At 44.8% G+C, this 24,001-nt stretch carries 17 protein-coding genes; 16 read left to right on the forward strand and 1 reads right to left on the reverse strand.

Annotated features, from left to right (window positions below; genetic code table 11):
• From AB4496_RS10405 to rlmJ, 16 genes are all read left to right on the forward strand, one after another.
• The coding region (locus AB4496_RS10405) for a methyl-accepting chemotaxis protein (RefSeq protein ID WP_372130925.1) at positions 1-1,199 on the forward strand (1,199 nt) is incomplete at its 5' end.
• Positions 1,200-1,543: 344 nt separating this feature from the next.
• Positions 1,544-2,881, forward strand: coding sequence for a hypothetical protein (locus AB4496_RS10410; protein ID WP_009846050.1), 1,338 nt, complete (start codon positions 1,544-1,546; stop codon positions 2,879-2,881).
• Between the two features lie 84 nt (positions 2,882-2,965).
• The gene (locus tag AB4496_RS10415) at positions 2,966-4,807 is read left to right on the forward strand and encodes a phospholipase D (protein WP_009846051.1); all 1,842 of its coding nucleotides are present in this window, start codon (positions 2,966-2,968) and stop codon (positions 4,805-4,807) included.
• Positions 4,808-5,100: 293 nt separating this feature from the next.
• Positions 5,101-5,781, forward strand: a complete 681-nt coding sequence (locus tag AB4496_RS10420) for a hypothetical protein (protein ID WP_009846052.1) — start codon at positions 5,101-5,103, stop codon at positions 5,779-5,781.
• An 86-nt stretch (positions 5,782-5,867) separates the two neighbouring features.
• Positions 5,868-6,566, forward strand: coding sequence for an ABC transporter ATP-binding protein (locus AB4496_RS10425; RefSeq protein WP_009846053.1), 699 nt, complete (start codon positions 5,868-5,870; stop codon positions 6,564-6,566).
• Positions 6,554-7,852, forward strand: coding sequence for an FtsX-like permease family protein (locus tag AB4496_RS10430; RefSeq protein ID WP_009846054.1), 1,299 nt, complete (start codon positions 6,554-6,556; stop codon positions 7,850-7,852). Before AB4496_RS10425 ends, AB4496_RS10430 begins: the two co-directional genes overlap by 13 nt.
• Positions 7,845-8,621, forward strand: coding sequence for an outer membrane lipoprotein-sorting protein (locus AB4496_RS10435; protein ID WP_009846055.1), 777 nt, complete (start codon positions 7,845-7,847; stop codon positions 8,619-8,621). The genes AB4496_RS10430 and AB4496_RS10435 overlap by 8 nt, the downstream gene beginning before the upstream one ends.
• Before the next feature lie 9 nt (positions 8,622-8,630).
• A complete protein-coding gene (locus AB4496_RS10440) occupies positions 8,631-9,923 on the forward strand; it encodes a hypothetical protein (RefSeq protein WP_009846056.1) in 1,293 nt (430 codons plus the stop codon).
• Positions 9,923-10,957: a sensor histidine kinase gene (locus tag AB4496_RS10445; RefSeq protein WP_009846057.1), complete on the forward strand. Its 1,035-nt coding sequence runs from the start codon at positions 9,923-9,925 to the stop codon at positions 10,955-10,957. Before AB4496_RS10440 ends, AB4496_RS10445 begins: the two co-directional genes overlap by 1 nt.
• Before the next feature lie 72 nt (positions 10,958-11,029).
• Complete coding sequence (locus AB4496_RS10450; protein ID WP_009846058.1) at positions 11,030-11,872, forward strand: LytTR family DNA-binding domain-containing protein; 843 nt, start codon at positions 11,030-11,032, stop codon at positions 11,870-11,872.
• A gap of 212 nt (positions 11,873-12,084) precedes the next feature.
• Positions 12,085-14,847 carry a pitrilysin family protein gene (locus AB4496_RS10455; protein ID WP_102257694.1) on the forward strand — a complete coding sequence of 921 codons (2,763 nt, stop codon included), beginning with the start codon at positions 12,085-12,087 and terminating at the stop codon, positions 14,845-14,847.
• A gap of 326 nt (positions 14,848-15,173) precedes the next feature.
• Positions 15,174-17,954 carry a pitrilysin family protein gene (locus tag AB4496_RS10460; protein ID WP_009846060.1) on the forward strand — a complete coding sequence of 927 codons (2,781 nt, stop codon included), beginning with the start codon at positions 15,174-15,176 and terminating at the stop codon, positions 17,952-17,954.
• A gap of 292 nt (positions 17,955-18,246) precedes the next feature.
• Complete coding sequence (locus AB4496_RS10465) at positions 18,247-18,729, forward strand: hypothetical protein (protein WP_009846061.1); 483 nt, start codon at positions 18,247-18,249, stop codon at positions 18,727-18,729.
• 273 nt (positions 18,730-19,002) lie between these two features.
• Positions 19,003-20,802: a protein translocase subunit SecD gene (gene secD / locus AB4496_RS10470; protein ID WP_009846062.1), complete on the forward strand. Its 1,800-nt coding sequence runs from the start codon at positions 19,003-19,005 to the stop codon at positions 20,800-20,802.
• A 2-nt stretch (positions 20,803-20,804) separates the two neighbouring features.
• Positions 20,805-21,728 (forward strand): protein translocase subunit SecF, encoded by a 924-nt coding sequence (secF, locus tag AB4496_RS10475; RefSeq protein ID WP_009846063.1) that lies wholly within the window; start codon positions 20,805-20,807, stop codon positions 21,726-21,728.
• 232 nt (positions 21,729-21,960) lie between these two features.
• On the forward strand, positions 21,961-22,827 hold the full coding sequence (gene rlmJ / locus AB4496_RS10480; RefSeq protein WP_009846064.1) for a 23S rRNA (adenine(2030)-N(6))-methyltransferase RlmJ: 867 nt from the start codon (positions 21,961-21,963) through the stop codon (positions 22,825-22,827).
• 268 nt (positions 22,828-23,095) lie between these two features.
• Here rlmJ and AB4496_RS10485 read toward each other — a convergent pair whose 3' ends face one another.
• Positions 23,096-23,917, reverse strand: coding sequence for an HNH endonuclease signature motif containing protein (locus AB4496_RS10485; protein WP_009846065.1), 822 nt, complete (start codon positions 23,915-23,917; stop codon positions 23,096-23,098).
• Between the last annotated feature and the right edge of the window lie 84 nt (positions 23,918-24,001).

Raw genomic sequence — 24,001 nt, forward strand, 5'->3', positions numbered from 1 at the left:
ATTCTGAGATGATCACTCAGCTTTATCTCCTTGTCGATGATATGGGAGGTGTTCTTGGTGAATTGATCTCATTGCAATTGGACGTCGCTAAGGAAGAATTAGCCCATTCTGATTCAGTTTTAGAGTCCAACTCTTCTTTCTCATGGTGGTTGGTTCTTTTCTCTTCTATCGTTGCTTCTGGTTCATCTTATTTCCTAGTGAAAAGAGAATTGAGAAATTTACCATTGATCGTAAATTGGATTAAAGCCCTTGAGAATGGACGTTTATCGGACGTTAAATTGAAAGAGGGTGGAAATGAGCTCGACACTATTTCAGATTCTTTGTCTCAACTGTCTGCAAAATTGAATGATATCCTGTCACAGGCAGGTGTAAGCATGAATTCAATTAACCAAAAGCAAGAAGAGTCTTTAGCTCTGATAGAGCGATCCCAGAGTAACTCTTTGAATGAACTATCATCGGTAGAGCAAATCGCGACGGCCGCGACTGAGTTATCTTCAACAGCGAGAGACGTTGCTGACAACGCACAAAGAGCTGAGCAGTCAGCAATGGAAGCGAATGACATTATTCAGCTAAGCCATGGAACATTGAAAAACTCAACTGACACGACAGAAGAAATTTCTGAATCAATATCAGAAACTCAAACGGTCGTGAATTTACTTAGAGAGCACTCAGAGCGTATCAGCAGTGTTGTTGAGGTAATTAAGAACATCTCTGAGCAAACTAACTTGTTAGCGCTTAATGCCGCGATTGAAGCGGCTAGAGCCGGTGAACAAGGAAGAGGGTTTGCTGTTGTTGCTGATGAAGTAAGAGCTTTGGCTGGGAAAACTCAGCAGTCGACTATCGATATTCAAGAAATCATTGCGCAGTTACAAGACCAATCTAAGCAAGCGGATGAATCTATGGTGAAAAACGTTGAACTGATGCGCTTAACAAAGTCTACGACCGATGAGCTTGCTCAATCTTTTCATTCGATATCAGAAAAGGTTTTAAGTATTTCAGAAGTGAATGCCATTGTTGCTACGGCATCAGAAGAGCAAAGTGCCGTTACGACAGATATATCGACACAGCTTGAAAATATGAACGTACTGGTTCAACAAAATATTGAAGGCATTGATCAATCAGCTCAAGCAAACCAAAGCGTTGTTGAAGTGACGAAAGAACTCAACTCAGAACTAAGCTATTTTAAGCTAGATAAATAACCAGTCGATGCTAGTGTGCTTTTTCTTTAGAAATTAAGCACCCTTGGTTTAGATGTAGTAATTTAGACCACGACAAGATAGCCGCCATTGAGCGGCTATTTTTTTGTCTGGTATATGTGTATCTGAATGTACTACTTGGCTTAAATTGGCCGAATAAATCGTTTTGACTTAACTCAGTAACTCTCTTCATAGATTAATTTTTCGTGCGCAATCGTGTGCATTGCGCTTGATTACATTTGCTTACATTTAGATAATCCCCTTGCTGTTAATGTCTCGACTAGAGCAAGGCTCGGACTTGCTCCAAAACAGTAAAATATTTTTGAGTACTTTTGGGAGTAAGGCATATGAATATAAGAAGGCGAGATTTCCTTAAATCAGGCTTGATAGGTGGTTCAGGTTTACTTATAAGCACCTCTGTTCCGGCTCTTCCGAGATTCTCATTCGCTGAGAAAACAGGTGTAATGACAGTATCTTTCTCTGGCACTGCTTGCACTCGTGATGAAGGGGAAGTATCCCGTGAGGAAAGTGATAAAAATATCTACCTTCCTTCAACAGGTTATATTCCCGTTAGAATCATCAATGAGCTGAAAGGTGTTGGAATGACGGTCAGGGGGGCAGGTGAGAATGACTGGGCTCATACCAGAGATACCAGTGAACCACTGATGGTCAACGGTCCACTTAACGCGCCAGATGAACTGCTGTCTGATATTTCTAGCTATATTAGCGGAAACCAGTATACCAAGTATAAGGAGTCCCTTGCGGGTTGGACTATGCCCGCGTTAGCACTGCACGGAGCAAACTTGGCTGCGGCAAGTGAAGGTGATGTGTTTAACCTAATAGGGCATAGTCGGGGAGCCTGTGAAGCTATCATGGCTGCATGGTTCTTATATGCATATGGTGACGAAAAAACACGTAATACGCCTGTTAATATCTTCGCAATAGATCCGGTTCCTGGGCCTGGCACATGGTGGAGTCTTCTTACTCAACTACCTCCAAATGTCGTTAACTACGTAGGCGTTTATTCTTGGGATCAATCATACAATCTAAACGTACAAGATCATGCCTTCCAAGCTCTAGTTCCTCGGCCAAATGGAAGGATGAGAAACGAAAATAACGATATCACTATCCACAGTCAGTCATGGTGGGACTGGATAAAAAGGTATCCAGGCTGGGCAAGCATGGCAAACGATGTACAACAAGCTGATCCTCTTGCTCCAGATAGTAACAGACCTCAACCTGTTGGTTATGAGCTCTATGCCTGCCGTGGCAGACACGGCACAGTAGCCGGGAATACTACCAGTGATGGTTATTATTCTGCTGATAAGGTAAGCGCAACGGTTGCTCCTATCCCTGAGCTAATCTACAAAATGGCTAGAGGTTACCTGACCCAATGGGGAACCGATTTTGCTGTTCCTTGCGCTGTTGAAAAAAGTGTTACAGAGCTAAGAAAAGAAATTCATACCTTCCATCGTGAGTTCGACATTATGGGGGGAGGAGAAACTCGTAATAGTAACTCCCTTCCCGGAAGGCCGTATGTTCGAAGAATCTCATCAATTTGGGGGCGTAACCCAAACGATACTTATTATATGGACGATGTAGTTGGCGATCCCCCATATAAACTCGCTTATCCGGTAACTACAGAGCGAAGCAACAAAGGGTGGGTTGACTGGAAGTTTTTATGATCCCCAAATTAATCGATAGCAGAGTTAAATCGAAATCCGCTTGTAAATTGACAAGCTGTTTATAAACAGCAGGTTAAGGTGAAGATGAGTAAAATAGAGTTAATCAAAGAAGAACTATTAAAAAACGACCTTTTCTACCATGACAGTGATATGAACTATGTCAGGTTACTTGATACTCCCAGTATATGGGGGATGTCGTTTGGTCCAGAGATAATGCCTCGTGCTATTGAACGTCAGGGAGAATTTGAGCGGGCAATTGTTGAGGTAGTACAGAAGACTCGTTATCGGTGTGATATCTCGTCGTTAAACAGCCCAGATCCTGATTGGGCGAGAGCGATTCTGGGAGCAATAGATACCGCACTTACGAAGCCTATGGGCCGAAACGAATCACCACAGTTCCGGTTCATATTTGGTCAGACGCCACTTTACCCTATCAATGAGCCAGATAATCTTATCGACTTTAAAGCTGCTCTGGTTCGCTTAATCAGAGCACGCTCAGCATATTGGGAGATCATGCCTGAATTCGTTGTGGGTAGGTTCTACCAAAGAGCGACTGGTTCTTGGATGTCAGCACAGAAGAAATTTCTTCCGGAGTCATTAATTTCTGATTCTGATACAAAAATGACTTGGAATCACACCAAAATTATAGCCTGTGATGGTGTTGAGTCTTTGGTTGGTGGCCATAACCTGAATATGGATCTTTTCCGAAGCTATCCTCCTGTCCATGATGTTTCTGTTGTCGTTCACGGTGCGGCCAGTTTAGGTTCTCAACTGTTCCTTAACGAACTATGGACGGCGGATACATTTCTGCTTACTAAGGAATCATTAGATACTGATGACCTCACTTGGTACAACAGGGATAGCGAACCCAACTATCCACATGATCCTCTTATGATTAGTTATGTTCAGGATTACATACAGGAAAAACAGAATAGTATTCTAGAGGTCCATGAAACCGGTATTCAACCTGGAGTCGATCCTCAACCTCCAGCTTTACCTCCGTTGCCTTCAATTAATCAAATCGAAAAGTTTGATTTGCGCTCAGTCTCAGACTTAGATGCTAACGTTTTTGAAGAGCGTCAGGTGTACCATTCATACGATAAGCTAGAGGACTACAAAAAGTCCGACCGTATACTCACGGTCGGTAAGTATTGGACAGGGCCTAACCGAGATACCGATTTTAAGATAGGCTCGGAAATCATGAAAAAGAGCCTAATTTTAAATGCGAAAAATGTTATCCGTATGTCGCAGCAGGATGTGATCAGTGCTTGGAAAAAGAACTGGAAAGATCACGTTGTATGTCATTGGATTATCGAAGCATTGCTGAAAAATGAAGGGCTAACTGTTCAGATCGTTGTATCGCCCCTAGATGCAGGCGCAGGGGCTGAAGGCGATCAATACTCATTTGGATCGGGAGCGGTACGGACATTTGGTTTGATGGAGTATTACATGACTCACGATGCAGATACCGATCAACGCCTTGATGACAGTGATGGTAAGCGTCAGGACGCTTTATCTCGTCTCTTTATCGCGCCGTTCTTTTTTACCGATAAAGTACCGGAAGATAAGACGACTGAAGGCGATACGTACAAATGGCCAAATCTTCCAGAGCAGGGAAAAACAGCAACACTCAAGGCTCAGCCATTGTCAGAGAGACCACCGGAGCAAGGAGTGATTGGGCATCCATTTTGGACGACAGTGAGTGCGAGTGGGTTCTTTTATGGGGCTGTTGATTCAGCTCCCGGTAATCATTCAAAAGTAATGATTGTCGATGATGAGGTTTGTATCGTCGGTTCGGATAACCTTTATCCTGGTAATTTGGCCGAGGTCAATTACCTTATTGAAGGTGAACCTGTTAACGATTTGCTTGAGTCTTACTGGAAACCTTTGTGGAAATACTCAGGACCGCATGCTTACTCAGGTTAGTTTGTTGTAACTTAAGGAGGCGCATAACACGCCTCTCTTTTGCCTGCTTCAGCGTCTACATAGATACGATCGCCTTACGATATTTGGTTAAGAAAGAGACCGTTAGCCCTTGTTTATTCAGTTGGGCATGTTTACAGGTGGACACAAGTTCTTGCTTCTTGTTTATCGTTCCCACCATTCACACCCTCGCTCAACCATTCACTCCTGGTAATTACCATTCGTCGCATTGATAAAACTGCACGACAAATTCTAGTTAACCTTTCAACGTCAACATTTGAAAGGGATTAGAAATCATGACTACTTCACACTCATTTAATTCAGGTTCTACCACTTCTGTGCTTAAGCGTTCATTACTGGTTGCACTTGTTTCATTCGCACCCACTTTGGCGCAGGCTAACCCAAGTTCAGACGTTCTTGATATCTACAATCAAGCCGCTCAAGGCAATGAAGATCTGGTTGAGGTGGCTTACGAACGTCTGAACGACACGCTGCAACAAGACGGTGCGACACCACTGACCTTGGTTTACCTCGGAAGCACAGAAACCCTGATGGGGCGTGATGCGTTCTTACCTTGGAACAAGATGAAGTATGTGGAAAAGGGTTTGTCGACCATTGATAAATCACTGGTGCTGCTTAAAGACGAAGACCAACCGATTCATGAACAACCTCGTGTTCAAGGGCTGCCAGATTCTTACCTAACTCGCGCCATGGCTGCTGTGACTTACACTTCTCTGCCAGACATGTTTAACCATTTCGATCGTGGTTATGACTTGTTCCTCTCGTTACTCGCGGAAGATGATTTCCAACAACAACATTTCGCTGCGACCTCGTGGATTTACCGTTACGCCATTACCGCATCGATTCGTGCTGAAGACTTCGAGCAAGCACAGGTGTGGCTTGAAAAAATGGAAAGTACCGATGCCGGAAACATCGAGACCATGACAGCGAAGGCCCTAATAGCGAAAGCCAAGTAACAGCTGCGAATGCTAAATAGCGGTTTACTTAAGCTTATTAACAACAGCGAACGCTTAAGAATGATGGGTAATCAGAGGACAAGGGAATGATTGAATTTAAAAATATCGGCAAAGCGTATGTCACGGGCGGTCAACGTGTTGATGCATTAAACGGGGTCGATGGACATATCCAACGCGGTGAAATGGTGGCGTTATGTGGCCCGTCGGGTTCAGGGAAAAGCACACTTTTGAATATTTTGGGTTTGTTGGACATGGACTACCGAGGGCAGATCAATATTGACGGCAAACCTTATCCGACAGAGCAAATCGCCGCTGCACGTTTTCGTCGTCAGTCGTTGGGGTTTGTGTTTCAGCGTTTCAATCTGGTTCCTGTGATGACGGCGCTTGAGAACGTCGCTTATCCATTGATGCTGAACCAATGCTCTAAGCAAGAACAGCAGAGCAGAGCGCAAGACATGTTAGAGCGTGTTGGGCTAGGGGATTACGTTCATCACCGCCCAGACAATCTTTCTGGTGGTCAGCAGCAACGTGTCGCAATAGCCAGAGCACTGATCCACAACCCAAGCTTAGTGATTGCCGATGAGCCGACCGCCAGCCTAGACAGCCACACCGCCAACCTAGTGATCGATATTATGAAAGAGCTCGGCCACGAAATGGGCACCACCTTTATTGTCGCAACGCACGACCCAAGAATGGCGCAGCGCTGCGATCGAGTAATTGAACTTATCGACGGACAACTGGCTCCACAAGCTGTAACTACGGAGGCGATCTCATGGGCAAGTTAACACAAAGAATGAGCACGTTTTTACTTCCAACTTCGGTGCGTTTGGCGTGGCTTAATTTATTAAGAAATGGTCGTCGTAGTTTGCTATCGGTATTGATTATTGCCATTGCCGTATTTGCGCTGACCAGTGCTGGTGGTTATGGGCTTTACACTTATGAATCTTTGAGAGAATCGACCGCGCGCGATACTGGTCATCTCACCTTGAGCACGCCGGGATACTTTGAACAAGATGAGGACATGCCGCTGAGCAATGGTCTCGATAATGTTCAAGCGCTAACCAAGAGCATCATTGGTGACAGCGACGTGCGTGGTGTGCAGCCTAGAGTCTATTTTAGCGGCTTGGTGTCTAACGGCAGTAAGTCGACCATCTTTATGGGAACTGGCGTCAATGAGCGTGAGTTCGACATGAAAGGTCCTTTCTTAGATGTGCGCAGCGGACAAACCCTATCGGATGTGAAGTCACCAAGATACGACAGCCAAGAGCCACAAGTCATGCTGGGAACAGACCTTGCTCGTAACCTCAAAGTTGCGGTTGGCGATTGGGTAACATTACTCGCCACCACCAGTGACGGCGCTTTGAATGCTTTTGATTTTAAGGTGCAGGGCATCTACTCGACTGGGGTTCCTGAGCTGGACAAGCGTCAGCTGTATGTACACATCACCACCGCACAAGAGCTTTTAGCCTCAGACAAAGTCAGCACCTTGTCGGTGTTCCTATTTGAAACCAGCAAGACCTCGACCGTTCAACAACGCATTCAAGCGACTTTAGATCGAAATAGCGCGAGCCAAAACGATCAAGGCACAGAGATCGAGATCACCCCGTGGCAAGATCGCGCGTTTTTCTACACCAAGGTCAAAAATCTTTACGACCGGATCTTCGGCATCATGGGTGCTGTTATGGCATTGGTGGTGTTTGTGTCGTTGTTTAACACCATGACCATGTCGGTGACCGAGCGCACTCGTGAAATTGGCACCTTGTCGGCTCTTGGTAGTTACCCATCTGAAATCGTGGCTGGTTTCTTAAAAGAGGCGGGATTACTGGCGGTGATTGGCAGTGCGATCGGTGCGTTAGTGAGTGGTTTAGTGTCGCTGTTATTGCTGGTAGTTGATATACAGATGCCGCCACCTCCAGGCAGAACCGAAGGTTACCCACTCAACATTTACTTCTCACTGGAATTAGTTGGTTACGCCACTTTAGGTGTGCTGACGATATGTTTGCTGGCTGCTTATTTCTCTGCTCGCAAAGGCGTGAATAAGCCAATCACGGAGGCGCTGGTTTATGTATAAGTTTACTCGTTTACTCACTGTTTTAGGTTCTGCATTGGTTCTAGTATCGACACCAAGCTGGGCTGTCGATTCACAACAAGTCACTGAGATGATTGCCAAGGCAGACAGCTATCGTTTGAACAGCGCACAAGCGTCTAAGGTAGTGTCTTTGGTGGCGTTATATCAAGACGAGCAACTGGACAAAACCCGTGAATACAACGTCTATACAAGACCAAATCGAGAGTCGTTGGTCGTGTTCAAGTCGGCGGTCGAGGCTGGGCAGAAGATGCTGATGATTGAAGATAACTATTGGTTGTTGATGCCGAAATCTCGTCGCCCAATTCGTATCACACCGATGCAAAAATTGTTGGGCGAAGCCTCGGTTGGGGACATCTCGACGCTGACTTGGAGTGAAGATTACCAAGGCGAGTGGGTTGCCGAGCAACAGGTTGAGATGCCGACTGGCGAGACACTCGATACCCATCACCTAAAGCTCGCGGCGAAAACCAAGGGTGCGAGTTATCAGTCGATTGATCTGTGGTTAACGACAGACCGAGCGTTTCCAGTTAAAGCGGATCTGTATCTGCGTTCTGGAAAACTGGCGAAACAAGCTTGGTTTACTGAAGGCGTGCGTGATGGATTACCCACAGTGGTGTCGATGACCTTGCTCGATAAGATTCAGCCGAGTAAGAAAACCGTGATTGAGTATCGCGAAGTGATTGAACAAAGCTTGGCAGATAAATATTACAACCCTGCCTACCTATCGCGTAACAGCGTGTCTGGGCTGTAGGTGGACGTCATGAAAGCTTCCAATCGCCGATTCCACATCAAGTCTTCAATCGCTACTTTGCTTGCCTTGTTTTGTGTGAGTAACACGATTCAAGCGGACGATCTGAGCTTGGCGTGGGACTGGCAACTCAGTGCAGAAGCCATCGAATCGAGAGAGTCGCCATTCAGCCCTTTACCATCTGATAATCGTCAGTCATTCAATGGCTTGTTGGATCTAGAGGTTGGATATAACAATTGGCTTGGTCTGTTCGCAGTGAAAGCCAACGATATTCTAAGCAATAACCCTCAACAACATGACGCGAGCTTTGAGTCGGAATTCATTGTGCGTGAGTTGTTCTGGCAAGGTGGGGTTGAACTGTCGAATTCGGCGTTCGGTGACCATTACCTAGATGTCACACTCGGTAAGGTTCGCCTTGATTGGGGCGTGGGTTATGGCTATCGACCGTTAGACATCATCAAGCCTTATCGACAAAACCCGGTGGGCATTGTCGCAGAAGAAGGCGCGGGAGTGGCTTCGGCGTCACTGTTCGATATGACGGGCGAGTGGACACTGCTTTATAGCGATTCGTCATGGACTTCCCAAGACATAAATGAATTCGAAAAGAAGAACCAGCAACAAGGCTTTGGGGTACGTCGTTACAACCTGGTGGGCGATCACGAGTATCAATGGGTCGCCTATTATGACGATGTGCGTCACGGCTTGCTTGGGGCGAATTTAGTCTCGGTATTGAATCTCGCGTGGGAATTTCATGGCTCGGCGGTCTATCAACGACAAAGCCTTGGTTACAGCCAGCCTGATTCAATGCTTAAACCTGTTTACCTCGAAGAGCAGGGCGAGGCCTATCAAGCGTTAGCCGGATTAACATGGGCAAATGACACTGGCCACAATGTGGTGTTGGAATACTGGTTTGATAGCCGAGCGTGGAGCAACTCTGAGTGGCAAAGTGCAATAGAAAGTGCAGAGTCTTTGTCGGTTAATCCGATGACATCTTCATTGGCAGGTTCTTATGCGCAAGGCTATCAGCACGCCAATTTGGTTCAACACAACATAATGTTTCACTGGTCTCTGGATTCGACACATGGCTGGCTTGAAGATATCACGCCAACATTCGATGTCATGTTGTCTCCACAAGATGGCGGTTTTATTGCGACTCAGTGGCTCAATTATCAGGCTCTAGATAATGGTAATTCATCGTTGGATTTGGAACTTGCTGCACGCTTTCTAGGCGGCAAAAGTGATTCTGCTTACGCCAGCTTACCCGATAGTCATATGATTCTCTTAAATATCAAAGGACGATTTTAATGGACACTTCTTCAAACAGTCGATTTTCATGGATTAAGAGTTTCGCGTTCACCACGTTATTTTGTGTTCTTATTGCGATTACAACCCATACGATTTGGGGCGGCGGATTAACGGTTAACCTGGCAATCAGTTTTGGCTTTGGTTACAGCGCCGTGGGTTCTTCTTTCATCTTTGTGAAATTGTTTAAGAGAACATCACGAACGCTTGAAGTGGGAATCTCAATGGTGTTCGCGATGACCTTTGGTACCTTGAACGCGCACTATTGGTTGAACGGGTATTTCGGGGCCAATATCTCGGATCTTAAATCTGTGGTGTTGCTCGGTGTGATCTTCTGTTCGGTTTGCTATTACTATTTCTATACCCGAGAGCAGCAGTTACGTGCCGATAACGAATTGGAAGTGGCCAAGCGTCGTCAGGCCGATCAAGAAAAGGTGGTGGTGCTCAGTCAGCTTAAACAACTACAGAGCCAAATTGAACCGCACTTCTTGTTCAACACACTTGCGACCATCAATGTGTTGATTGAGAGTGACAGCGCGAAAGCCAAGTTGATGCTCGAAAAACTGACTGACTTATTGCGTGTGACTTTGAAAAACAGCCGCAACGAGCAATCGACCATCGCACAAGAGGTCGACTTGTTAGACGCTTATCTTAATATCCAAAAGATACGCTTGGGGGAGCGCTTAACGTTCTCGATTGAAACACACGAGATTAGTGATTTTCAGGTGATTCCACCGTTCTTGATTCAACCCTTGGTCGAGAATGCACTCACGCACGGCATTGAGCCCAAAGCGGCGGGTGGCCAAGTGAATATCCGTATTACTCAACAAGCCGAGCAGTTGAAGATTGAAGTGTCAGACAGTGGTGCAGGGTTGAAAATACCTTCTGCGAATACGGGGCATGGTGTTGGGTTAAGCAATATTCGTCAAAGAATCGAAACCCTTTATGGTGATCAGGCGAGCCTAACGATTACTGAACAAGCTGAGGGTGGGGTAGTCTCTACGATCTTGTTACCACTGACTGACGCAGCCGCTTAGAATTACAGACCAGAAAGCACAGAACAGTGACGAAAAATAGACGATTTACAGTGTGAATTTAAAGGACTAACCATGAACAACCCAGCAATACAGCCGAGCGTAACGGCGATTATCGCAGACGATGAAGCACTGTTAAGGCACCACCTAGACAAGAGCCTTGCTGAGGTTTGGCCGGAGCTGGAGATCGTCAGCAAGGCACAAAACGGTTTGGAGGCGATGCAGAGTATTCAGCAGCTTAAGCCCGACGTGGCGTTTCTCGATATTCGTATGCCTGAGCTGGATGGAATCTCGCTGGCGAAACAATTGAACAAGCTAGATTCGCCGCCATTGATTGTGTTCATTACGGCTTATGACGAATACGCAGTTAAAGCCTTTGAACATAATGCGATGGATTACCTGCTTAAGCCAATCAATGAAGAGCGCTTACTGGCGACATGCCAGAAGGTGCAAGCGCGTCTGTCGAGCAATCAAACACAATCAGGTATTACGCCAGAACAGCCCGATATCACGGCGTTAATGGCTCAGCTTCAACAGTTATCAAAATCGACTTCACAACAACCTCCCTATCGATCGCAGCAAAAGCACCTCACATGGCTCAAAGCCAGTGTCGGGGAAGACATTCACCTAATCGCCGTCGATGATGTGGCTTATTTCAAAGCAGAAGACAAGTACGTCTCGATATTCAAAAAAGGCCAAGGCAGTTCTCTAGAGGAGTTTATTCTTCGTGTGTCACTAAAAGAGTTGATAGCGCAGCTCAATCCTGATGAATTTTGGCAGATCCACCGCTCAGTGGTGGTGAAAGTCTCGGCCATTGATAAGGTGAAGAAAGGGCTCTCAGGCCAGATGTCGGCTTATGTCTCCGGCGAGAAGTTACCGATCAGCCGCGCCTCGCAAGCTCTTTTTAAAGGGATGTGAGAAACCTGTTTAAGGGAATTTAATAAATCAGTTTTAAGGGGTGTGAAATCACCCGATCTATAACCTATGACTATCAGATTGTGTAATTTATAAAGTTGACAGTTTCATGCATGTTCAGATTGTCTCTCAAAATTTAAATGACTGAATTTATATAAAATTATTATGCTATTGCGATCGGATATATTGGAGGAAAGCCCTCCAAAGAGATCGTTATGAAAGCATACTATTTAGTCGTCGTATTGAGCTCCACATTGCTAGGTTGCAGCTCTACTCCTCAACAACAAACGTTATTGAAATCCGATCCATACTGGGTCAAAGGAGAGTTAGATAACGGATTAACCTACCATGTCTACCCTGACCAAGAACAACCTGTCTCGGTACGCTTACTCGTGCATGCCGGATCTTTGCAAGAGAGCGAACAACAGAAAGGGTACGCCCACTTTGTTGAGCATATGGCGTTTAATGGCAGCAAGAACTTTTCAGGAAATGAGGTGGTCGAGCTATTTGAGCAATCTGGTGCCAGTTTTGGTGCAGACTTAAATGCTTACACCTCTTACCAAGAAACCCTCTATAAATTAGATCTGCCCGACAATAAGAACCTAGACAAAGCCCTGGCTTGGTTTAGAGACATTGGCGATGGTTTACTGCTGTCCGAAGCTGAAATCGAAAAAGAGAAAGGTGTGATACTTGGGGAGTTTCGATACACGCGAGTTGAAGATAAACCTCTCTCGTTTAAGTTCTACGATCATCTGGTTGAAGGGACGACTTACCAAAGTAACGATCCTATTGGCAATAAAGAATCCGTTTCTAAAGCGAATGTTCAAGAATTAAAGAACTACTACCAAACCTGGTATCAACCTCAGTTAACCGAAGTGATTGTCTCTGGTGATATCACACTGGCAGAAGTTATCCCTTTGATTGAAGATACTTTCTCTGATTGGCAAAGAGGCATAACACCGGTTCCCGTGAAGAACACGTCAGTGGATTACAATACTCAAGATTTTGTGGCGTATGGATCTGGTGTCGAGCCACCGAGCATCGGGATAGTCATTGACCGTGGGGAAAGAGTGACACAGAGCCATGAGCAACAACATCAGCTTTGGTTAGATGATATTGCTCAACAACTTATCCAACAAAGGTTGAATTCTGACTTTGTTGACGCTGCGTTACCTGTGCAGTGGGCTGCTTCAACACCCTATTTATTAGAATACCAAAGGTATTCGATTACTACCGTCGGTTTTCCTGTTAATAGCCGAGAGCAAAGTCAGCAGCAGTTTGTTTCTACTCTCGCCTCTTTGCGTGACTATGGCGTAAGTGAGTATGAGTTGGCGAGTGTGCTTCAGCAATACCAAGCGAACCTCGATGACATTCAATTAAACTGGGATCAAATGGATGCTGTGGCTCATGCTGATGGTAAATCGACAGCATTGGTGATTAACCAGCCTGTTCAATCACAGCTTGATTATAAGTCGAGTTTGAAAACGTTTCTTGCGAATACGGATCTCGAGGCTGTGAATGATAACTTAGATGATTTGCTTTCTAGCCCTTACATTTTGGGGTTAGGTTTATCTTCTAAGGAAGACATGCTAGCAATGGATAATGAGCTAAAAGATGTCAGAAAAGCCTATGAAAAGAAAGGTAACAAGCCACTGCTCGTTACCGCAAGTTCTGCGTTTAGCGTGCCAGAATCTCAAGGCGACATTGTGAAACAAATTCAGGTGAGTGAGGATCCTAACTTACAACAATGGACATTGAGCAATGGTATCGAGGTTTGGTATTTACGAAACCCTGAGGTGGGTAATAATGTTGGTGTTTATTATGCGAGTGAAGGTGGAAAAGCAGCCCTAGATTCTTCTTTATTTCCTGCGTCAGAGGTGGCGATTTCAGCATCGATCCGTAGTGGTGTTGGTAAATTCAGTGGATCGGAATTAAATACCCATTTGAAACGCAAAGACATCCAAATTTATCCCTTCATCAACTTTACTCATCATGGGCTGGAAATCAGCACTAAGAAAAAGACGCTCGCAGAAGGCTTGGCTGCATTGTATACCATTGTGACCGAACCTAAAATCGACAGCGATCAGCTTGAGGCTGTAAAATCTGAATTTGCACAAGATCGCACGGCTTATCTAGAAACCCCAGTGGGTCAGTTTATTCAGATGGTTAACCATAATAGTTATCAAGATAGCAGTCGTCATATCATGTTGGAAAGTGAAGATATTGAAGCCGTGACATCTCAAGATATACTTGACGTTCAGCACCAACTCTTTCAGAAGTTAAGAGACAATACGCTTGTCATCGTTGCTGATATTAAGCCATCTGAAATTAAGCCTCTCGTACGCCAATATGTTGCTTCATTGCCATTGGAAGCCGTTGTGTCTCCTGATTATCAAGTTGCCTATAGCACTGATTCGAAAGAACGAATCGATATATCCATCAATAATGAAGACAGCAGCCAGTACTTATTGCGTATTATTTCTCAGCAAGCTCGAGAGAAAACAGCAAAGGATGTGTTTATGGACGATATGCTTCAGCGTGTATTGTCGAGCCGTCTAACGGCTTATGTTCGCGAAGAATTAGGCTTGGATTATGCGCCTTTTGTGTATTCGGTATCTCAAGACAGTGAGCCAAGTTATGACTGGTTGGTCGGCTCTTTAGCTGCGCCTGAGAACTCAGATAAGATAGAACAGGCGATTGATAAAGTTATTGCTGAAGCCGTTAAAGGCATTTCTGAAGATGAGACTCGAACCGCTGCTAAACAGCTAGTGGCTGACCTCACGCCACTTCAATATAAGCCTACTCAACAAGCTTGGTTTATTTCACGTTACTTAATTCATGACTACGGTGTTGAGGCACTGTTTGACTTACAGGGAACGACAGATTCAATTTCTAGTAAAGATATGACGGAGTATGCTAAAGAAATTTTTGGAGATAACAGCTACCAGTTGAAGAACTTGTTAAGGCCAAAAAGTTAAGCCCATTGAGAGAGTGACCTTGTAGAAAAGTCGCTTTCAACCTTAAATCTAAGATATCGAACCTAAGCCAAATGCACCGTCATTTGGCTTTTTTATTTGGGTTAGGGTTAGTCTTTAAACTCGTTACTTTTTAATTCATCACTTTCAAGCTTGTCACTTTTAAACTAGTTACTGACTTTTAAATGCTCGTAATTTGCGCCTTATATAACTGAGTGCAATTTATAAAATAAAGATCTAGATCACAAAGATACTCATCCGGTTCAATATTAAATAATAATCGTTAACTCAATCTGTATATTGTCGATGAATGACATTAAGAGGTTGTTATGAAAACATATTATTTAGCGGCGGCTGTATGCCTCACCTTGGTTGGCTGTAGTTCAACATCAAGTATCACCGAAACCTTAATCCAGCCGGATCCGGCATGGACATCAGGCCAGCTAGAAAATGGCCTTACCTACCATGTTTATCCAGATCATGAAGAATCCGTATCTGTTCGTTTAGTTGTGCACGCGGGTTCGTTCCAAGAGACTGACCAACAAGAAGGTTATGCGCACTTTTTGGAGCACATGGCATTCAATGGCAGTAAAAATTTCTCTCAAAATGACGTGATTCGTCTATTCGAAGATGCAGGCGCTAGCTTTGGCGCTGATATCAATGCCTACACTTCTTACCAAGAAACTGTGTATCAATTAGATTTACCTGACAATGTCCAATTACAGTCTGCCCTGACGTGGATGCGAGACATTGGTGATGCTCTGGACCTATCAAGTTCAGAAGTCGAAAAAGAGAAAGGTGTGATTCTTGGTGAGTTCCGTTATGCACGCTTAGACGACAAGCCATTCGCAGAACAGTTTTTAGACCACTTCATTGAGGGTGGTCAGTATGAAGGCCAAGATGCACTTGGTACTAAAGAGTCTGTACTCAGCGCGACTTCCCAAGGGCTAAATAACTTTTATCAGACTTGGTATCAACCTCAGAACGTTGAGGTGATTGTCTCCGGTGACATTGACACAAAAACCGTCATTCCATTAATTGAACAGAAGTTTTCAGATTGGCAGCGAGGACAAACTCCCAAGCCAGTAAAACAAAGAATTACCACCTTTAATGAAGGTGATTATATTGAGTATGCAGAATCGGAAGCGCCAAGTATCTCTTTGATGATCAACCGAGGGGCAAGTGCGGTAGACACTCGCGCGCAACAGCATCAACTTTGGCTTGATGAGACAGCACAGCAACTGATCAGGCAGCGACTTAATACCAAGTTCAATGATGCGGCTTTGCCAACTCAATGGATAAGTTCCAAACATTATTCTATGGAATATCAGCGCTATTCATTGGTGGATGTTGGCTTTCCTGTCGGCGCTCGTGAGGTGACTCAAAAGGAGCTAATCGCCACATTGGCATCTCTGCGTGATTATGGCGTCTCTGAAAATGAGATAATTAGCGAACAGCATTATTATCAAGACTTGCTCGATAATGTTGAGATCGATTGGGACAATATGGACAGCGTGCAGCACGCTAACCAGAAAGCGACGGCTTTAGTGAACGAACAAATCGTGCAATCACAACGAGACTATGAAGCGAGCCTTGAAGAGTTTGTCGCAAACCTCGATCTTGATGCGATTAATGCCAATATTAAGGCTTTGCTTTCTAGCGACTATTTTGTAGTGGTTGGTATGAATGAAAGTGAAGATAAAGTCGCCGTTACCCAAGCCATCGAGAGCTTGAAAGCAACTTATAGCGAAAAGGGTGCCAAACCGTTGTTTTCGGTGACCAGCAGTGCTTTTGCTGTTCCTAGTTCGCAAGGCGATATTGAGTTAGTGGAACAGATGTATGTAGACCCATATGTTCAAAAGTGGACGCTTAGCAATGGTATCGATATGTGGTATCTGCGTGACTATCTCGCAGGCGATGACATAGGTATTTACTACACAAGCTTAGGTGGTAAGGCCGCACTCGATCCTAAGTTATATCCAGCGTCAGAGTTAGCTCTTGCTGCTATCGGTAGAAGTGGTGTTGGCAGTTTTTCAGGAACGGAGCTTGATGCGCATTTGGATCGTGAAGATATTCAGGTTTATCCGTTTATCGATTTTACTCACCATGGCGTCGAATTTAAGCTCACCAGTAATGGCTTAGCGGAAACTTTTGCTGCGCTCAACGCGATCGTTACATCAGTCAAGGTATCGCCAGAGCAACTGGAGGCGGTTAAGCAAGAGTTCATTCAAAATCGAGATTCTTACTTAGCAAGCCCTACTGGTCAGTTCGCATATGCAATGAACCAAAATACCTATCAAGCGGACAGTGATCATGTGCTGCTCGATAGTAAAAGTGTGGAAACGGTTTCTGTTGAAGAGATAAAGAGCGTCCATCAGCAGTTGTTTGGTCAATTCCGAAATAATCAGCTGGTTATTGTGGGCGACATTGATCCAAGTGAACTGAAACCTCTGGTTCGCCAGTACTTGGCTTCTATTCCATTGGAAAAAGCCGTTGTGCCTGACTTTAACGTCGCGTACAAGCACCCATCTAAAGCGCGTATTGATTTGTCGGTCAACACGGCTAATAGCACTGAGTACATGCTAAGAGTCATTGCGGAGCCTTCCGAGCAAACTGGAATAGTAAGAGGGAAAACGGCGAAAGATATCTTTATGGAAGACATGCTGCAACGCCTGCTTGTTACTCGTTTAGACGCGTACATACGTGAAGATTTAAGTCTAGATTACTCACCTTATGCTTACTGTGTATCGCAAGATGGTGATACAAGCCATGACTGGTTTATTGGTGCGCTGATCGACCCTAAAAATGCCGATAAGATAGAGGTCGCGATTGATAAAGTGATTGGAGACCTTCTGAAGGGCGTATCAAATGATGAGATTAGAGCGGCAGGCAAGCAACTAGAAGCGGACTTTACGCCTTTAGATACTAGTGTTGTTGATCAAGCATGGTTCGTGTCTCGTTATCTTTTGCACGACTATGGTGTAGAAGCCTTGTTTAACGTGAAAGCGACGGTTAACTCAATTTCTCGTGAAGATATGAATCAACTTGTCCAACGCATCTTTGGTGAAAATAGCCGTAAGGTTAAGAACATCATGCGTCCTAAAGCCTAAAGCCTAAAGCCTAAAGCCTAAAGCAGACTGAAACACTTAACCCAAAGCCAAGCGCACATCGCTTGGCTTTCTTGTTTTTACACCATTCATAATATCTATGCACCAAGCTTTGTTGAGCTCTTTTTGAGGTATATAAATCTAAATGCCGTGAGTGCCTAATCGGTTGCATCGTATCATTTTCTAAAAAAATGTTTTAAATCAAGACAGCGTTTCATTTGTATTGTAGATTGACGATCTACGAGAATGTTGTTTGGATATTAGATTGCTTAAATTAGGTACCCGATTAGTCTTAATGTTGTTTTTACTGAGCTTTGGCTTAGTGAACTCTAACGGCTATTCGTTCCCTTCTAAGCCATTTCAAATTCATTCGGCTCAAGAGCAATCTTCACAGAATGAACAATCTTCCTCGATAAAACAGTGTAAACAAGCCGCTACGGATAATCCGTCGAGCTACTTAGAGTGCGATAAGGTTCCGTTTGGTACCGTGCCTTATGGTGACAGTTCCAACTATCATGACACCGAGTCGAGCCTCCAAGCTGCAAACTTCAGACGTATGCTCAGTAACGAGCAAGAAAGCGTGGCCGATCTTGAGCCTGCTTATCATCTACTGATCGACTTTTCACCCCCTTCATTACTGGCTTCTCTGCTCTTCAACACGCCGTTGTTGGATTCCAAGCAGCACTGGACCAGCATTGTGAGTTCTCCGTCCTCCCGGCTTTCTGGGTGGAAAGAGGGCAACATTCAATACTCGCATTTCCGAGAACTTCTTAGCTAATCGTTTGACCTTAAATTGGTCGTATCGATGATCGCCTCGCGCTCGTTGAACTCGCCAATTAACCCAATATAGCGACACACAATTATTAGCCTCACTGTTACTCAATCAGCTTGTTTTGGTTGTGACTAGTTGTCGTTTGTGTTCGCAAAACATTAGTTATACCAATCGCAGTAAATAACTGGCCATCCTAGCTGGTTAAAACGCTCGATCACTGCTTTTTCCCGGCGCTATTTTTGAGCACGTGTTTACGGTGATTGGTAAAAAGAAGAGATCTTGACTGTGAAAAAACGCATTCCAAGAAAACAAATTAACCACTACTCAAAGTGGAAATACGTGGTGCTTATTGCCACCATCATCATCATGATTCTAAGCGCTCTACCTTCTTGGTTTGGCGAAGATGCCTCGGTTCAAATCAGTAACCGCTCTGAGCAGACGATCGACGCCACTCAAGTGACGCAATATCTTGCTAGCGAAGGCATTCAAGCCAAATCAGCCTTTCAAAAAGACAAACGTTTAGTGGTCATCTTAGAAGATGCTGAGCAACAAGCGAAAGCCAAAGAAGTACTCAATGAGCGCTTCCTCGACAACGCGACGGTTGCGCTAGCGATGGAGCCAGCAGCACCTAAATGGCTGACTGACATGGGCTTTGCACCGATTCAGCTAGGCCTAGATTTACGCGGTGGAGTGCAGTTCTTATTAGAAGTGGACATGGAACCGGTTTACCACGCACAAGCTCAAGCGATGGTCGACGAGGTGACCAGTCAGGTGCGTTATGCACGCGGTAAAGTGGTCAACGACCAGGTTCAGTTTGATTTCCGTACCGACGCCGATTTCGAAAAAGCACAAAAGCTGATTCGTGAAGAGTTCCCACATTGGCTACGTGATCGTTCAGATAAGTCACTGACGTTAACTCAGTCTGAAGAAGAGCAAAGAACGCTACGCAACCTAACAGTTCAACAAAACCTGCAAATCATGCGCAGCCGTATTGAAGAATTAGGCATCACAGAAGCATCGATTCAACGCCAAGGTGAAAGCCGTATTCGTATTGAATTGCCAGGTGTTCAAGACCCTGCAGCAGCAAAAGACGTGATTGGTGCAACCGCATCTTTGGCGTTCTACTCTGTTTACGACAATGCAACTCGTAATACTCAAACGCTAAAAGATACAGATGGCAATCGTGTCGTTGTCGCTCGCAAAGCAGTACTGAGCGGTGAACACATTATTGATGCTCGTAGTGGCATTGGTGAGATGGGCAGCGCAGAAGTAAACATTACCCTAGATTCTTCTGGTGGTAAGAAAATGTCCGAGTTCTCACGTCATAACATCGGTAAGCCAATGGCAACCGTGTACAGCGAATACAGTCGTGATAGAGCGGGCAACAGCAAGCAAGACAGTGAAGTGATCAGTGTGGCAAACATCCAGTCTCAACTGGGTAGTCGTTTCAGAATTACTGGTGCTGGCAGCTTGGCTGAAGCGCAAGAGCTTGCGTTACTGCTGCGTGCGGGTTCATTGACTGCGCCAGTGACCATCATTGAAGAACGTACCATTGGCCCATCTTTGGGTGCTGAAAACGTAACTAACGGCTTTGCTGCTTTGGCACTTGGCCTTGGCCTTACGCTAACGTTTATGGCGCTATGGTACCGCCGTCTTGGTTGGGTCGCGAACTGCGCATTGGTGGTTAACATGACCACATTGTTTGGTTTGATTGCGCTGCTACCGGGTGCGGTATTAACTCTGCCGGGTATTGCGGGTTTAGTACTGACCGTCGGTATGGCGGTAGATACCAATGTGCTTATCTTCGAACGTATTCGAGACAAGATGAAAGAAGGCCGCAGCTTTGCTAGCTCCATCGATCGTGGTTTTGACAGTGCGTTCTCTTCTATTTTCGATGCTAACGTCACCACCATGATCGTTGCTGTGGCTCTATATACCATTGGTAATGGACCGATTCAGGGCTTCGCTCTGACACTGGGCTTAGGCCTTCTAACCAGTATGTTCACGGGCATTTTTGCTTCACGAGCGATCATCAATTTGGTTTGGGGGCGTGACCAACGCCACGATGTAAGAATTTAAGCATGAGTATTTCAAATATGACTATTTCAAACAGCAGCATGACTCGCCTTCGTAAGGTGATGTCTGTGATTTCTATTGTGCTGTTCATGAGCTCTGTGATGCTGGTGGCAGTGAAAGGTTTTAACTGGGGCTTGGACTTTACTGGCGGTGTGGTTGCCGAGGTTCAGCTCTCTGATCAAGTAACCAAAGATGCGTTAAAAACCAAACTTGATACGGCTTTCCAACAAGACGTACAAGTGGTTGGTATGGCAGAACAGGATCGCTGGACAATTCGTTACAGTCAACTGACAGACGCTCCACAGCCAAACTTAGTGGATGCTTTGTCTTCTGTAAGTGACCAAGTAAAAGTGCTTAACAGCAGCGTGGTTGGCCCTCAAGTGGGTCAAGACATGGTTGACCAAGGTGGCTTGGCGGTATTGGTGTGTTTCCTAATGATCATGCTGTACCTGAGTGTACGATTTGAATGGCGTTTAGCACTCGGTGCCCTTGCCGCGATCATCTATGACGTGACGCTTATCTTGGGTCTGTTCGCTTTTACTCAGTTTGAGTTCAACCTGACTGTGTTAGCGGCTGTGTTGGCGATTTTGGGTTATTCATTGAATGACTCGATCATCATTGCCGACCGTGTTCGTGAAATGCTGCGTGGCAATCCAAGCGGTGATACTGACAACCTGCTTAACGAATCAGTTAAAGCGACCTTCTCACGCACCATGGTGACTTCAGGAACAACTCTAATAACCGTCTCTGCGCTTTGGCTACTGGGTGGCGCGGCACTGCAAGGTTTCGCTATTGCACTCGTTGTGGGTATTGTCAGCGGTACGTGGTCCTCCATTTCAGTAGGCATCACCCTACCTAAATTACTTGGCCTACAGCCTTGTCACTATCAGGTGAAACCAGTAGTAGAAGTTGAGGGTGAGTATCCTTAGTTTCCTGATTGCTTAAGTTTTCTAATTGGATAGCGCTCAGCCTTAGTCCTCATTGACCAACGAGTGAGTTCAGCAAAGCCTTTCGTTTGTAGCAAGACGAAGGGCTTTATTTTTTATAAGAGTCAACTGGTTAGAGAAAAGTGAGCCTATTTAAAAAAACAATGGATTGAGCAGGCAAGCCCTCATTATATGAAGTATGTTTATATGACGTCAGTAGAAATGAGGCAAGGGAATGGAATATCGACATCAATGTCATGTAGGCGACCACGGTGATGCACTCAAGCATCCAGTATTGAGTGCACTGGTTAAATCATTAATGCAGCAGCATTCACGCCTGAATGTTATCGACACCCACTCAGGTACAGGCTGTTATGATTTAACTACCGCACCAAGCAATCACGCGGGTGAGTTTGCAGAAGGGGTCGGGTACTTGTGGCGAAATAAAGCTTATCTTCCTCCGGCCTTTGCTTCATTTATGTCGGTGCTGGAATACTACAATCCGAATCAACTTATCTCTCTCTATCCGGGCTCAGCAGCCATCACTTACCAACAAGGCCGTAGCCAAGATAGTTTCTATTTTTCAGACATTCAGCAAGATGAAGCTGATTTACTGCAAACTAATATTGAGACGTTACAACGTGACCTTGATGTCTCAAGCAAGCTGACTATTTCCGCGGGTGATGGGCTTAAAGCGTTGCCTGATGACGTAGCAAAACACGATAATCATCACCTGATTGTTATCGATCCTCCCTATGAAACCGATTCTGAATATCTCGCGGTGATCGATGCCTTGGTTAAGGCGTATCAACAATCTGATAAGGTATCTGCACTAATTTGGTACCCGCTTTACACGGATGACAAGAGCTCACTGATTCTGAATCACTGTGTTACTGCAGTGAAAGATGGTTTGCTGCCAAGTCCGATTAAGTCGGAGCTTCGCCTTCGAGACCCTAAGGGTGATGATCGCCTAATCGGCAGTGGTTTGTTGTTATTCAACCCACCACAAGGCATTTCAGGAATAGTCGCAGATACGCTTGATTATTTACACAGCCAACTCTCGACCAATGGTGAAGGCTACTGGCAAATGAGAAGCCTATAGATCTGATTTTTATGGGTTTTATGATGATTTTCGAGATGTAGATCGCTAAATCATTTCAATCTGTATGGTTTAAATTGACCAAACTCTAACTTTTATCGATTGATTTATCGCGATGAATCATATAAAAATAGTACATCAATGCGCACAGGTGCATACTGGCTCATAAGTTAAATAATTACCCAAATTAATATCAGATTGTGGTTTACCCCCTAAACTGCATAAGGCTCGCACTAGTCACGCGAGCCTTTCTTTTGCCTGTCGAAAATGTTTACAACAGATTCTCTTCAATTTTTAGTGCTTTCTCGATGAGTTTCGCATTGAAATCTGCAGCTTCCACAGAGTAATGTGCTTTACGATGGCAAGTCGGACAGAGTGCAATTACATTTTCAGGGCAATCAGCTCCACCATCAGCTAACCGTGTCAGGTGATGCACTTCTAGGTAAGGACCTGACTTGGTCTCAAAAGGCGAGGGCACACCACAACCTTCACAAAGCCCATTTGCTCGTTTCTTTGCGTAAAGCTTGATTGCTTCACTGCGGTACTTCACATGCGTGAGTTGTTCTTTGGGGTCAGCTTTTAGTGGCGTTGAAGCTAACGCAATGTCTCGTAATTGCTTCAGAGACTTACTTTTAGTCGGCTTAGTAAGGTATGAAACTTTCGGAGATTGAATGATGTTTCCGATACTTTGAGGGACGATATCTAAATGGAAAACTATTGCATCACGGAGTTGATCGTTCTTGTCTGGGCGCTGTTCGATGTGATGACAGATGTAGTTGCAAACACCGACGAATCTTACGAAGCCAGTTGAGACTGATTCGAATAAGAGAATCTCTTTGAGGTTGTTTTGGTGTTCAAAGATGGCCAAGTTTCCTTTAACCATTTGCATATCACCTTCTTGCCCTTCTCCTGTATATCGGAAAGTGCCGTCTGCACTAAAACCATCAGAGTAGCCAAATTCTTCACCAGCATCGCTAGTGAAGATAAACACATATGGGTGAGCAGCCGGCGTCGCGATACCGCCATATTGCTGACCTTTGTAATGACCGTGTATATCTGTACGTCGATTGTAAACCTGTCCTACATTGAACAATGGAGAGTCCTCATTTATCCGTTTAAATCGGAATTATTATTGATATTTCTATAATTAATTTTTGTGTAAAGTTCAAATATAACA

Origin of the sequence: Vibrio sp. 10N.222.46.A1 (assembly GCF_041473595.1) — a bacterium.
GTDB classification, from domain to species: Bacteria; Pseudomonadota; Gammaproteobacteria; order Enterobacterales; family Vibrionaceae; genus Vibrio; species Vibrio tasmaniensis_A.